We start from the raw sequence: 13,223 nt of genomic DNA, 5'->3' as shown, positions 1-13,223 counted from the left end.
ACGAGCGCCCAGGGCAATCGGGAGAACGGGACTCCTGGCCGGCGAGGGAAAAAGGACAGGCTGGGGAGGCTTACCTCCCCAGACCCCTCCCTTTCCTGGGGCATACCTCACGCGAAGGGCCAGCGTGACCGTGGGTCTTTAGCGGGCTTCGCGTGCCGCCGGTTCCGCGCCGGCACCGAAAAAGCGGAAGAAGTCGCCCTCGGGCGACAAGACCATGGTGGTCGAGCCATCCCCCAGGGCCTTCTTGTAGGCCTGCAAGGAGCGATAGAAGTCGAAGAAGGCCGGGTCGGCACCGAAGGCGTCGGCGTAGAGGGTCACGGCCTGGGCGTCGCCCTCACCGCGCAGTTCCTGGGCCCGCTTCTGCGCCTCGGCCAGCAAGACGACCTTTTCGCGATCGGCGCGCGCGCGGATCTGCTGGGCCATTTCCTGACCCTGGGCCCGAAATTCGCGGGCCTCACGCTCGCGCTCGGAGCGAATGCGGGCAAAAATGGCCTGGCTGGTTTCCTCGGGCAGGTCGGCGCGGCGGATGCGCATGTCGGTGACGGCGATCCCCAGTTCCTTGGCCTCGCGGTCCACGGCCTGCTTCATCTCCTGCATGAGACGGCCGCGTTCGGGCGAAAGCAAGGTCGCGAGGCTCGCGTTGCCGAGCACCCGGCGCAGGGCCGAAATCACGATGTCCGAGAGCCGCGACGCGGCCTGGAACTCGTTGTTGACGGCCTGATAGAAGCGCAAGGGATCGCTGATGCGATAGCGCAGGTAGGTATCAACGACCAAGCGCTTCTGGTCGGCCAGAATGACCTGTTCAGCCGGCGGGTTCAGTTCGAGCACCCGGCGGTCGTAGAACACCACGTTCTGGATGACCGGAATCTTGAGGTGCAGACCCGGCGTCTGGATGGTGCGCACAAACTGGCCAAACTGGAACACCACGGCCTGTTGCGACTGGGCCACGACGAACAAGGCGTTGTAGAGCCCCAAAAGGACGACGCCGGCGAGGACGGCCAAGGCGATCAGGAGAGACTTTTTCATCGGTTGCCTCCGGGAGCGGGGGCCTTGGTGGCGCCTTGTTGCGCCTGGAGCTGGGGCAGCGGCAAATAGGGGATGACCCCGGCGCTGGCCTTATCAACCAACACCTTGTTGGCGCCGGCCAGAACCTCTTCCATGGTTTCCAGGTACAAGCGCCGCGTCGTCACCTCGCGGTCGGCCTTGTAGGCCTGATACACGGCGGTGAAGCGGGACGCGTCACCCTGGGCGCGGTTGACGATCTCTTCCTTGTAGGCTTCCGCCTCCTGGAGCAGACGCTCGGCCTGGCCCCGGGCCTCGGGGATGATGGCGTTGCGATAGGCATCGGCCTCGTTGCTCAAGCGCTCGCGGTCGGCGCGGGCGCGCTGAACGTCGTTGAAGGCATCGACCACCTGGGAGGGCGGGTCCACCTTCAGCAACTGGACGCGGCGCACCTGAATGCCGGCCTTGTACTCGTCAAGCAGGGCCTGGAGCAGTTCCTTGGTCCGATCCTCGATACTCTGGCGGCCCTCGGTCAGGGCGACCTGAATGCGGGTCTGGCCGATAACCTCGCGCATGGCACTCTCGGCGGCCCACCCCACGGCGCCGGCCGGATCGCGCAGGTTGAACAAGTAGGCGCCGGCATCCTTGATCACCCACACCACCGAGAAGTCGATGTCGATGATGTTCTCATCGCCGGTGAGCATCAGGCTTTCTTCCAAGACGTCGCGGGGCACGGTGCGCCCCCGGCCGTCGCCCTGCCCGCGAAAGCCCAATTCAACACGGTTTTCCCGCGTTACCTTGGGCAACAGCACGGTTTCGATGGGATAGGGCAAGTGGTAGTGCAGTCCGGGCGGCGTGGTGTGGGTGAACTCGCCAAAGCGCAGAACCACGCCCTGTTCGTCGGTGCTGACCCGGTAAAAGCCCGTGAGCAGCCACAGGCCCAGACCAAGCATCAAAACCAGGGCCAGGGACTTGCCCCCCAAGCCGCCACCGCCTGGAAGAAGGCGGCGCAAGCGATCTTGCCCCCGGCGCAGCACATCCTCCAGATCGGGAGGCTGGGAGCCGGGCCCGCCGCCGCCAAAGCCGCGGCCGTTGCCGCTGCCCCAGGGCCCGCCGCCGCCACCGCTGCCGCCGCCCCAGGGTCCTCCCCCCTGCTGGTTCCATCCCATTGAAGTGCGTTCCTTTCCCGTTTAAAGCATCCTACGGACCCAAGGGCCCCTGGGGCTTATAGGCCAGCCATACGACAAGGCCAAGCACGCGCCCGCGCCCGGGGCCTCGATTGTCCCCCATATCGTTTCTCTGACAGGGGCTTTCAACAAATGCTGTCACGCGACGCCCTTCTTGACGCCCTGGCCCGGGTCGCTCCCGCGAGCGCCCCCGGGCAAAACGTGGTCAGCCTGGGCTGGGTCGAAGGCTTGGCTTGGCGCGCAGAAAACGGCCAGATGACGGTGAATGTCTCGCTGGGCGTGCCCCCCGACCTCGGCCCCTCCCTGGAGCCGTTGTGCCGTGAGGCCGAGGCGGCCCTGGCGGCCGTGCCCGGCGTGGATCGTGCCCGGGTCGTCCTGACCGCCCAGCGCCCGCCCGCAGCCCCCGCGCCGACGACGCCTCGAGGCCCCATCGCCCTGCCCGGCATCCGCCGGATCGTGGGCGTCGCCTCGGGCAAGGGCGGTGTGGGCAAATCCACCACCGCCGTCAACCTCGCCATCGCGTTGCGCGACCTGGGGCTGTCGGTGGCCATGCTGGATGCCGATATCTATGGCCCCTCCCTGCCCCGCCTGCTGGGGGTGGCCGGGACACGGCCCGCGTCCGGGAGCGGGCGGCTCAAGCCGGTGGTCGCCCATGACCTCAGCGTGATGTCCATCGGCTTTCTGGTGCCCGAGGAGGATCCGGTGGTCTGGCGCGGCCCCATGGTGGCTGGCGCCCTTGAACAGCTGTTGCGCGACGTAGACTGGGGCGAGCATGACGTGTTGGTGATCGACATGCCGCCCGGCACCGGCGATGCCCACCTGACCTTGTGCCAAAAAGTCGCCCTGGATGGTGTGGCCATCGTGTCTACCCCCCAAGACATCGCCCTGCTCGACGCCCGCAAGGGGCTCGCCATGTTCCAGAAAATGGGGGTGCGGGTGCTCGGGTTCATCGAGAACATGAGCTACTACCTGTGCCCGGCCTGCGGCCATCGCGACGACATCTTCAGCACCGGCGGCGCCCGGCGCGCGGCGGCCGACCTGGGCACGCCCTTTCTAGGCGCCCTGCCCCTTGACATCCAGGTGCGCGAAGGGGCCGATGCCGGGATTCCGGTGGGGGTCAGTGCGCCGACCGGCCCGCACGCCCACGCGTATGCCGAGATCGCCCGGCAGATCTGGGCGGCGCTGAACGGCGAGGACGGGGCACGGGCGGACTGAACAAAAAAAAGGAAGGCTGGGGAGGCGGGGCCTCCCCAGACCCCTCCTTCACATTAAGGGATCCCCAGCCTTCCCTTTTTCGCCCAAAAGCCCCAAGCGGCGACCTTCGGCCAAGATCAAATCAATCGTTTCCTGCGGGCGTTCCTCGTGCGCCAAGTGGCCAACCCCCTTGAGCAGCAGGGCGCGTGCGCCGGACACCAGCTTGGCCACCCGCTCGGCCTGCGCGGGGGCGACGGCCTGATCGCGCTCGGCGGCGACCAGCAGCAGGGGAACGGTGAGGCGCGGCAGGTCACGGTTGAGGCCGGTGAGGTCCCAGCCCGCCATCATGCCCAGCGCCCCCCCGACGTGGCTGGGGGCACGAAACAAGCGCTTGTAATAGGCCAAGCCCTCCGGGGTCAGGGAGGAGCCGGTGTTTTCAATCACCTGCTCGGTCCGCGCCCCCCCGCCCGCCGTCCACGCCGCCATCCAGGGGACGAAGGGGTTGGCGAACAACACCTTGGCCATGGACGAGAACACCTGCCCAGCAGCGCCGCCATAAGGCTTGAGCGCGCCGTTGAGGCTGATCACCCCCTGGGGCCGCACGGCGCCATCAAGCACCATGCGCAAGGCCACCGCCGCTCCGGCCGAGTGGCCAACGATCAGGGCGGGCGAGACATCAAGCACGCGCAGCAGTCCCGCCACGGCCTGCGCCATGCCGGGCAGGCTGAGGCGATACAGCGGCAGGGAATCGGTGAAGGCATGCCCCGGCAAGTCGGGGATCACCAGGGAAAAATGCTGCGAGAGGGCGGGCACGAGGTCTCGCCACGAATGGGTCGAGGCCCCGGTCCCGTGCAGCAGCAGCAAGGACGGCCCGTGGCCGGTCCGCTGGACATGCCAGCGCAGCCCGGCCGCCGTGACGAACGAACTCGTCGCGCGATGGGGCCACTCCCGCCCGTCCCGAGCCCAGTCCAATCGCCGTCTTGCTGTCATTTAGCTTCTCCCGCTGCCCGCCCGGCGCGGTGGTCCGCCGCCAGAGTCCCCGGCCACGCTGCGCGCCGCTACCGATATGGTCCCGGCATCGGCGTAGGGCAACGGCAGATAGCGCGCATCCATCTCCAAGGCGACCTGACGCGCCTTTTCGTCGGGACGCGGCGCCATGTCGATCATGAGGGCGGTAAAGCCGGCGGCGCGCACCTGACGCGCCTCCTTCAAGGCCTCCTCATGGGCCTGGGCACGCCCGCCCAGACCATTGCGGCACACATTGGCCCGACCATCGGTCAAGAACACCAAGACCGGGGTCTCGCCGTGATGCGCCACCGACTCGGCGACCATCTTGGCCAGCTCGATCCCCGCCGCCAGCGGCGTTCCGCCGCCGCCCGGCAAGCCGGCCAGCCCCCGCTTGGCCCGGACCAGGGAGCGGGTGGGCGGCAGCAGCAGCTCGGCCCCCTTGCCCCGGAACGACACCAAGGCCACCTGATCGCGCCGCACGTAGCAATCGGCCAGCAGCAGTTCAACAGCGCCCTTGGCCTCGGCCAAGCGGTGCATGGCCGCCGATCCCGAGGCATCGACGACAAAGATGGTCGCGGTCGGGGTCCGCTTGCGATAGCGGGTAAAGCGGAAGTCCTCGGCCCGCACCAAAACCGGCGGCAAGGTGCGTCCCGCCGCCGCGGCCGCCGCTTCCAGCGATTGGCGCCGCACGCGCTGCCAGGGCGCGGCGGTGCGCAAGGTGGCAATCAGGTTGAGACGCGCCCCGGGCTTCATCGGCCCGCCACGCACGCCAATGGGCCGGCCCCGTCCGGCGGTGGGAGCATTGGCGCCCGCCTTGCCTGCCCGGCTGGTGCGCCGACGCGTGCCCTTATAAAGATGCCGGTGCTCGCATCGCCCCTGTGGATTTGGGGCGACTTGCCGCTCGCGTCGCCAACGATGTGATGACAACGGCGTCGGGGCCAGAGGAGTGGCCGATAGCCCTCAAGCTGGCCCTGAGGGCCCTTGAGCGCGACCTGCGCACGATTCCGGCCGTAGACACTAATAGCTCAACCAAACGTTCGGCTTAAGGCTGGTTGCGCTATCTATCGCAAATGGTATAGTTAATATTTTTATTAGAAGTTACCATGGAACTGCAACACTTCTTTAAGTCGCGAATGCGGAGGCGCCCCATGAAATCGTCGTTTGTTTTGGTAGTGCTCTTAACTCTATCTGCCTGCACACATTTGAATCGGGCTCCAGTCCAGCCTTTGGCTGAGACTAATATAGCGCAGCAGAAGGATGAAGTTGCAGAGTCATCAATTGATCTTGTAAGGACTATGTCGTCATATGTTGGTACATACCTTAAAAACAATAGCGATAAAAAAATAATATCTGACGCTATTGATAGAGTTAGAAGAGACATGAAAGATCCTGAAAGTGTAAAATTCAAAGATGTTAGCATCGTTGGATTTGAAGATGGCAAGGTTGTGTGTGGAAAATATAATGCAAAAAATTCGTACGGAGCATACGTAGGCTATAATAAATTTGTATCAGATGGTGTTATTGTATCGTTTTACGAGAATAAAATCTCCGACGTCCAAAATTCCATAAACGCTGGCATTATTGCTGCTTGCGGCCACTAGGTAGGTCGTTGCCGGTACGAGGGTGGCTGCGCCAAAACCCATGCCACCCTCGGCCATTCCCTCTCGCTTCGTGTGCCAAATCACCTGCTAATTACGATCAGAGCCGATCAATCTGTGCCAAACCGCCCTTCGGGGCCATTTCAGTCTAACGTCCCGTTTTATCTCACCATTTCCCGCCTAATCCCACCTCCCCACCTTTGCCAAACCGATCACCTCCCCACACCGATCCTTCCCAGCCCGTGTTGATCGGGCTTGACCAAGCCCTGATGCTCTGCACCCGGCTGTGCCATGACTTGGCCGGTCCGATCGGGGCGGTGGCCACGGGGGCGGAATTGTTGGCGGAGGAAACCAACGAGGGCGTTTTGGATGCCGAGGCCCTGGCCTTGCTGTCCGACAGTGCCCACGCCGCCAGCCTGCGCCTGCGAATCTTGCGCATGGCCACCGGAGTTGCTCGCGGCCGCCAGCCCGCCTTGAGCGAGGCCCTCCCGACCCTCAACGCCCTGCTGGCCCTGGGCAAGCGCCGATTGGCCACCCAACCCGGCTTGCACGATCCGGGCCCGGTGGGCGTGCGCTTGCTGGTGCTGGCCCTGCTCACCGCCGCCGATGGCTGGCCCCAGGTCCCCGTGCTGACCTTGGAACAGCGCGACACCGGCTTTGTCATCGACAGCGGCGGCGAGACGGTGTTGCCCCCGGCATGGCGAGATGCCCTCACCGGCACGACCGACACCTTGGAACCCAGAACCAGTCTGGCCTGGCTGGCCGGAACCCTGGCTCGGCTCGCCACCGCCCAGATCCGCGTCGCGCCTGCCGGAACTGCCCTGATTGTGGACCTCCCCCAAGGGATGCCAACCCCCTAAGGAGAGGATGTCCCGAGAAAAGGCCTCGTCCTCGCAAAGGAAGCACTTTCGTCGGGGATTGGCCCTTTTATAGAGGGCGGTGAACTGGTAGAGATATAGGGGTGACACTCCCTTCTCCCGGAGCCGATACCGGGCCGGCGGCTTCTTTCTTGAGAAACCCCGGGGAAGCGCGAGACGCCCGGGCATCCCAAGGAGGTCCTTGATGGACGATTTGCTCAGTGAGTTTCTGACCGAAACCTCCGAAAGCCTTGCCACGCTGGACGTGGAACTGGTCAATCTGGAGCGCAATCCCAACGATCGGGACATCCTGTCCAACATTTTCCGTCTCGTCCATACCATCAAGGGGACGTGCGGCTTCTTGGGGTTGCCGCGCCTTGAGAGCTTGGCCCACGCGGGCGAAAATGTTCTGGGCAAGTTCCGTGACGGAGAGTTGGATGTCACCCCCGAGGCGGTGACGGTGATCTTGCGCACCATCGACCGCATCAAGGAAATCCTGTCCCACCTGGAAACGGCGGAAACCGAGCCCGAAGGCGATGACAAGGATCTGAAGACCGTCCTCAACGCCTTCGCCGACGGGAAAAAACCCGCCGCCGCCCCGCCCCCGCCCCCGCCGCCCCGCCCCGCCCCCAGCGCCCCCGCCAGCAGCGTGGGCACAAGCCCGCAGGGCTACCCGGTGGCGGCCGAACTGTTGGCCGAGGTGCAAAATGCCGTGGCCCAGGGCAAGCGCGCCGCCAGCGATGCCGAAATCGCGGCCGAGTTGGCCCGTGAACGCGCCGCCGAAGAGGCCGTGGCCTCGGGCGAGGAGCCAGCCAAAACCGCCCTTAGCCCCGCCCCCCAGGCCAAGCCGCCGGCACCAGCCCCGGCCCCCAAACCCCCCGCCCGCGCCGCCGAGGACCAGCCCGCTATGGGCGGCGGTGCCGAGGTCAAGGAAAGTTCCATCGCGGCGCAGTCGATCCGCGTCAACGTCGAGTTGCTCGAAAACCTGATGACCCTGGTCTCGGAACTGGTGCTGACGCGCAACCAGCTCCTCCAGATGGTTCGAGGCACCGATGACTCCGTATTTGCCGCGCCCTTGCAGCGCCTGTCCCACATCACCACCGATCTGCAAGAAGGGGTAATGAAGACCCGCATGCAGCCCATCGGCAATGCCTGGGCCAAGCTGCCGCGGATTGTGCGCGACCTTTCCGTTGAAATGCGCAAAAAAATAGACCTTCAGATGTATGGTGCCGACACAGAGCTGGACCGTCAGGTGCTGGAGCTGATCAAGGATCCGCTCACCCACATGGTGCGCAACTCGGCCGACCACGGCCTGGAGTTCCCCGACGAGCGTCTGGCGTCGGGCAAGCCGGAAACCGGCATCATCAAGCTGAACGCCTACCACGAAGGGGGCCACATCATCATCGAGATCAGCGACGATGGGCGCGGTCTCAATATCGACAAGATCCGCTCCAAGGCGCTGGCCAATGGGTTGGCCACCGAAGCGGATCTGGAATCCATGTCTGACCAGCAAGTGGCGCAGTTCATTTTCCGCGCCGGTCTCTCGACCGCCGACAAGGTCACGGCCGTGTCGGGCCGGGGCGTGGGCATGGACGTGGTGAAGACCAACATCGAGAAGATCGGGGGCACGGTCGAACTGAAGACGTGGCCGGGCCGGGGCTCGACGTTTGTCATCAAGATTCCGCTGACCCTGGCCATTGTGTCGGCCCTGATCGTCGAGGCCTCCAGCGAGCGCTTTGCCATTCCGCAGATTTCGGTGCTGGAACTGGTTCGGGTCACCAACGATTCGGATACCACCATCGAGCGGATCAACAGCGCCCCGGTGCTGCGCCTGCGCGACCGCCTGATGCCGCTGGTGTCGCTCTCTGCCTTGCTGCGCCTTGACGAAGACGAGGAGGAGCGGCACGCGGACAGCCCGGAAGGTCGCTCCGAGACCTTTATCGTGGTCAGTCAGGTGGGCACGTATACCTTTGGCATCATCGTGGACCGGGTGTTTGACACCGAGGAAATCGTGGTCAAGCCGGTGGCCCCGATTTTGCGCCACGTGTCGATGTTCTCGGGCAACACCATCCTGGGCGATGGCAGCGTGATCATGATCCTCGATCCCAATGGCATCGCCAGTGCGACCGGCGAGGTCACCATGGGCACGACGGGCGCGACCGAGAGCCAGCAGGCTGTGGGCCGCTCGGCCGAGGATCGTACCTCGCTTCTGGTGTTCCGTGCTGGCAGCAACGACCTGAAGGCCGTGCCGCTGGCCCTGGTGGCGCGCTTGGAGGAGATCGAGGTCGAAAAGGTTGAACGGTCTTTTGGCAAGCCGGTGGTGCAATATCGCGGTCAATTGATGCCCTTGGTCGGCATTGGCGAAGCTTTGACCTTGCGCGAAGAAGGCCGCCAGCCGATTTTGGTGTTCAGCGACCGCGACCGGTCCATGGGATTGGTGGTTGATGAAATTGTTGATATCGTCGAAGACCACCTCAAAGTAGAGCTGCGCGCGGATCTGCGGGGCGTGGTGGGCACGGCGGTGGTCAATGGCAAGGCAACCGATATCATCGACACCGGATACTATCTGACCCAGGCCTTTGGCGACTGGTTCGGCGGCAACCCGGTGGACTCTTATGGCGAGCCGGGTGGCGTGCGACGTATTCTGATTGTTGATGACAGCGCCTTCTTCCTCAACCTGATGGCGCCCATGCTCTCGGTGCATGGCTACGACGTGACGGCGGTGGATGGGCCTGAGAAGGCCCTGGCCCTGCGCGAGCGGGGCATGACCTTCGATGCGATTATCAGCGACATCGAAATGCCCGGCATGAACGGCTTCCAGTTTGCGGAATCCGTGCGGGCCGATCCGCGCTGGGGCGACGTGCCGCTGGTCGCCCTGTCGAGTCATGCGACAGAACGGGATCTGATCCGCGGCCGCGAAGCCGGGTTTGACGACTACGTGGCCAAGTTTGACCGCGAGAGCCTGTTGGAGGTGCTATCCCAACTGGTGGGCGGTGAACCGGTTCCCGTTGATCTGGACGCCTGATCCGGTCGTTCTCCCGCTAGGGGAACCTCCGGGACAACGAGGGTGGAAGACTCGACAGGGAGTTTGGGGGGCGCTCTTGGGGAGCGCTCTCCGGGTCCACGAGTCCTCGTGCAACAACGAGTCCTCGGTCAAGAGGACGCAAGGCAAGGGCAAGGGCACAAGGGGTACCCATGAAATCCTGTCTGATCGTCGACGACTCCAAAGTCATCCGCATGGTGGCCAAGAAAATTCTCCAGGAGCTCCAGTTTGAAACACTGGAGGCCGAGGATGGCCATGTTGCCCTGGAGCTTTGCAAACGGAAACTGCCGACAGCCGTGCTTCTTGACTGGAACATGCCGGTGATGAATGGCATGGAATTCATGCGGGAAATGCGCGCGCTGCCGGGAGGAAAGGACGTGATCGTGGTGTTTTGCACCACAGAAAACGACATCAGCCACATCCAAGAAGCGATGGAGGCCGGCGCCGACGAGTACATCATGAAGCCTTTCGACAGTGAAATCTTGCAGGCCAAGTTCCAGCAAGTTGGACTGATCGAAGAATAAGAGTTCAGGAAGGACGTCAGCGCGTGGCGATTTCACCCGTTAACACCCCCTCCACGGGAGCGTCGCAAGGCGGTCCCCTCCGTGTGATGGTGGTCGATGACTCGGCTGTCGTGCGGGGGCTGATCACCCGCATGTTGGAAGAGGACACCTCCATCCAGGTGGTGTGTTCGGTCGGCAACGGACAGATGGCGCTTCAGGCCCTGGACCGGCACGATATTGATGTGGCCATCTTGGACATTGAAATGCCGGTTATGGACGGGCTGACCGCCCTGCCGCTGTTGTTGCGCAAGAGCGCGGGCCTCAAGGTGATCATGGCCTCGACCCTGACCTTGAAGAATGCCGAGGTCAGCCTGAAAGCGATGGAAATGGGGGCCTCGGAGTATCTGGCAAAGCCCTCGACCTCGCGGGAACTCTCCTCGGCCACAGCTTTTCGCCACGAGTTGATCGGAAAAGTGAAAGGCCTGGGCAGCGCCCGCCGCCGCGAAGTGGGGCAAGCCGCCCCAACGGCGCGGGCGCTGGGACAAGAGCGAGCTGCCGTTCCCCTGCATCCGCTGAAGGGGCCGGCGCGGCCCATTACCTTGCGCCAGCCCTCTTCCGAGCGCCCTGACGTGATTGCCATTGGCAGTTCGACCGGGGGGCCGCAAGCGCTGTTCACAGTGTTTGGCGAGTTGCGCAAAAACGGCTGGCCGAAGCAGCCCATTTTGGTGACCCAGCACATGCCGGCCACGTTTACAACCATTCTGGCCGGCCATGTCGAGCGAATTTCCGGCGTGCCAACCCAAGAGGGGAAGGACGGCGAGCCAATTCGCGGCGGACACATCTACATTGCTCCGGGTGATTACCACATGGTGGTGGAGACCCGGGGGACGGAGCGGATCTTGCGCCTCAACCAGGATCCGCCGGAAAGCTTCTGCCGTCCTGCCGTCGATCCTTTGTTTCGCTCTGTGGCCCGGGCCTATGGGCGCCGTGCCCTGGCCGTGGTGTTGACGGGCATGGGGGCCGACGGATCAAAGGGGAGCGTGGTCATCGCCGATGCGGGCGGGACCGTGGTGGCTCAGGACGAGGCGTCGAGCGTCGTCTGGGGAATGCCCGGGGCCACGGCGCAGTCTGGATCGTGCGCTGCTGTTCTTCCCTTAAACGAAATCGCCGCCTATCTCCTCCGCACCGCGAACAAGCGCTGATGGCATGAAACCGGAAGATTTCGACTATATCTCAAAGATGCTGAAGGACAAGTCGGGGCTCGTCCTGACCCGCGACAAGTCCTATCTGCTGGAAAGTCGTCTGATGCCGCTGGCGCGCAAGCGCGGATTCAAAGGCCTCGACGACCTCATCGGGCAACTTCGCCGGCGCGACTTGGCGCTGGAGAAGGAAATTACCGAGGCGATGACCACCAACGAATCCTTCTTTTTCCGGGATTCGAAGCCGTTCGACCAGTTCCGGCAGGTTGTTTTACCCAACCTGATCAAGACACGGGCGTCGCGTCGATCGTTTCGCATTTGGTGCGCCGCCGCGTCGAGTGGACAGGAACCTTATTCGCTCGGAATGATCCTCAAGGAGGAATCAGCCCGGCTTGCGGGGTGGCGCCACGAGATCGTGGGGACCGACTTGTCCACCGAGATCTTGCGCAAGGCTCGGGCCGGGCTTTATTCGCAGTTCGAGGTACAGCGGGGCATGCCCATGCAACTCCTCGTGAAGTACTTCAAGAAAAAGGATGACATGTGGGAGATCGATCCCGCCATCCGCGCCATGGTCCAGTTCAAGGAATGGAACCTTCTTGAAGATCTGCGACCACTTGGCCAGTTTGACGTGGTCTACTGTCGTAACGTGCTGATCTACTTCGACCAACCGACCAAGGCTCACGTTCTTGAGGCCATTTCAAAGCAGATGACCGATGACGGTGTGTTGTATCTGGGCGGGGCGGAAACCGTTTTGGGGGTCTCCTCGGCTTTTAAGCCGATCCCGGGGCAGCGAGGGGTCTATGCTGTTGCCCGCCCGCATGAGATGAAGTCGTTGGGCGAGGGAGGGTAAAAGACAAGGCTGGGGAGGCAAGCCTCCCCAGACCCTTTGGCACCGGAAGGAGGGGGGGTTAGCCGAGCGCGACTTGCGGGGCCGACAGGTCGTCGGGATCGCGCAGGACGTAACCGCGTCCCCAAACGGTTTCGATGTAGTTGGCGCCGCCGGTGGCCTGGGCGAGCTTTTTGCGCAGCTTACAAATGAAGACGTCGATGATCTTGAGCTCCGGCTCGTCCATCCCGCCATACAGATGATTGAGGAACTGCTCCTTGGTGAGGGTGGAGCCCTTGCGCAGGGTCAGCAGTTCGAGAATCCCGTATTCCTTGCCGGTCAGGTGGATGGGCTCATGATCGACGCAGGCGGTTCGGGCATCCAGGTTGACCTCCAGGCGACCGATGCGCACGACCGATTGGGCATGGCCCATGGAGCGCCGCACGATGGCCTGGAGCCGGGCCACGAGTTCCGACTTGTCGAAAGGCTTGGTCAGGTAGTCGTCGGCACCGACGCCGAGCCCTTTGACCTTGCGTTCGCTTTCGGTCAGGCCCGAGAGGATGAGAACAGGGGTGGCGATCCGCGACGCGCGCAGATGACGAATGAGGTCCAGACCATCCATGTCGGGCAGCATCAGATCAACGATCATGATATCGTAATCGTAGATCTTGCCGATCTCCAGACCGTCCTCGCCGGAATCGGTTGTATCGACCACCCAGCCCTCGCGTTTGAGCACGAGTTCGATGCTTTTGGCCGTCGCGGCGTCATCTTCAACTACCAGGACACGCATCTTTCCCTCCACCGCC

At 63.7% G+C, this 13,223-nt stretch carries 12 protein-coding genes; 7 read left to right on the top strand and 5 right to left on the bottom strand.

The window, feature by feature from the left end; all coding sequences use genetic code 11:
• Positions 1 to 138: 138 nt before the first annotated feature.
• Complete coding sequence (gene hflC, locus RSPPHO_RS00815; RefSeq protein WP_014413387.1) at positions 139 to 1,026, bottom strand: protease modulator HflC; 888 nt, start codon at positions 1,024 to 1,026, stop codon at positions 139 to 141.
• Entirely contained in the window at positions 1,023 to 2,171 is a 1,149-nt protein-coding gene (gene hflK, locus RSPPHO_RS00810) for an FtsH protease activity modulator HflK (protein ID WP_014413385.1), read from the bottom strand. The genes hflC and hflK overlap by 4 nt, the downstream gene beginning before the upstream one ends.
• Positions 2,172 to 2,321: 150 nt before the next feature.
• Between hflK and RSPPHO_RS00805 the strand changes: the two genes are divergently transcribed.
• Positions 2,322 to 3,404: an Mrp/NBP35 family ATP-binding protein gene (locus RSPPHO_RS00805; protein ID WP_014413384.1), complete on the top strand. Its 1,083-nt coding sequence runs from the start codon at positions 2,322 to 2,324 to the stop codon at positions 3,402 to 3,404.
• A 48-nt stretch (positions 3,405 to 3,452) separates the two neighbouring features.
• Here the strand turns inward: RSPPHO_RS00805 and bchO are convergent, their stop codons facing one another.
• Entirely contained in the window at positions 3,453 to 4,373 is a 921-nt protein-coding gene (gene bchO, locus RSPPHO_RS00800; protein WP_014413383.1) for an alpha/beta fold hydrolase BchO, read from the bottom strand.
• Positions 4,374 to 5,144 carry a VWA domain-containing protein gene (locus RSPPHO_RS00795; protein WP_157879034.1) on the bottom strand — a complete coding sequence of 257 codons (771 nt, stop codon included), beginning with the start codon at positions 5,142 to 5,144 and terminating at the stop codon, positions 4,374 to 4,376.
• Between the two features lie 395 nt (positions 5,145 to 5,539).
• Here RSPPHO_RS00795 and RSPPHO_RS19560 point away from each other — a divergent pair, with 395 nt between their 5' ends.
• The 6 genes from RSPPHO_RS19560 to RSPPHO_RS00770 all read left to right on the top strand — a co-directional run bounded on the left by RSPPHO_RS19560 (position 5,540) and on the right by RSPPHO_RS00770 (position 12,441).
• Positions 5,540 to 5,992 carry a hypothetical protein gene (locus RSPPHO_RS19560; protein WP_157879033.1) on the top strand — a complete coding sequence of 151 codons (453 nt, stop codon included), beginning with the start codon at positions 5,540 to 5,542 and terminating at the stop codon, positions 5,990 to 5,992.
• A gap of 239 nt (positions 5,993 to 6,231) precedes the next feature.
• Positions 6,232 to 6,849: a histidine phosphotransferase family protein gene (locus RSPPHO_RS00790; RefSeq protein ID WP_051013537.1), complete on the top strand. Its 618-nt coding sequence runs from the start codon at positions 6,232 to 6,234 to the stop codon at positions 6,847 to 6,849.
• A 202-nt stretch (positions 6,850 to 7,051) separates the two neighbouring features.
• Positions 7,052 to 9,871 carry a hybrid sensor histidine kinase/response regulator gene (locus RSPPHO_RS00785; RefSeq protein ID WP_041793637.1) on the top strand — a complete coding sequence of 940 codons (2,820 nt, stop codon included), beginning with the start codon at positions 7,052 to 7,054 and terminating at the stop codon, positions 9,869 to 9,871.
• Between the two features lie 170 nt (positions 9,872 to 10,041).
• A complete protein-coding gene (locus tag RSPPHO_RS00780) occupies positions 10,042 to 10,413 on the top strand; it encodes a response regulator (protein ID WP_014413379.1) in 372 nt (123 codons plus the stop codon).
• 86 nt (positions 10,414 to 10,499) lie between these two features.
• The gene (locus RSPPHO_RS00775; protein WP_157879301.1) at positions 10,500 to 11,594 is read left to right on the top strand and encodes a protein-glutamate methylesterase/protein-glutamine glutaminase; all 1,095 of its coding nucleotides are present in this window, start codon (positions 10,500 to 10,502) and stop codon (positions 11,592 to 11,594) included.
• A gap of 4 nt (positions 11,595 to 11,598) precedes the next feature.
• Positions 11,599 to 12,441, top strand: a complete 843-nt coding sequence (locus RSPPHO_RS00770) for a CheR family methyltransferase (protein WP_014413377.1) — start codon at positions 11,599 to 11,601, stop codon at positions 12,439 to 12,441.
• 58 nt (positions 12,442 to 12,499) lie between these two features.
• Here RSPPHO_RS00770 and ctrA read toward each other — a convergent pair whose 3' ends face one another.
• Positions 12,500 to 13,207 carry a response regulator transcription factor CtrA gene (ctrA, locus tag RSPPHO_RS00765; RefSeq protein ID WP_041793636.1) on the bottom strand — a complete coding sequence of 236 codons (708 nt, stop codon included), beginning with the start codon at positions 13,205 to 13,207 and terminating at the stop codon, positions 12,500 to 12,502.
• Positions 13,208 to 13,223: the final 16 nt, after the last annotated feature.

The organism is Pararhodospirillum photometricum DSM 122 (assembly GCF_000284415.1).
Taxonomy (GTDB): domain Bacteria; phylum Pseudomonadota; class Alphaproteobacteria; order Rhodospirillales; family Rhodospirillaceae; genus Pararhodospirillum; species Pararhodospirillum photometricum.
This window is presented reverse-complemented; position numbering and strand designations above follow the sequence as displayed.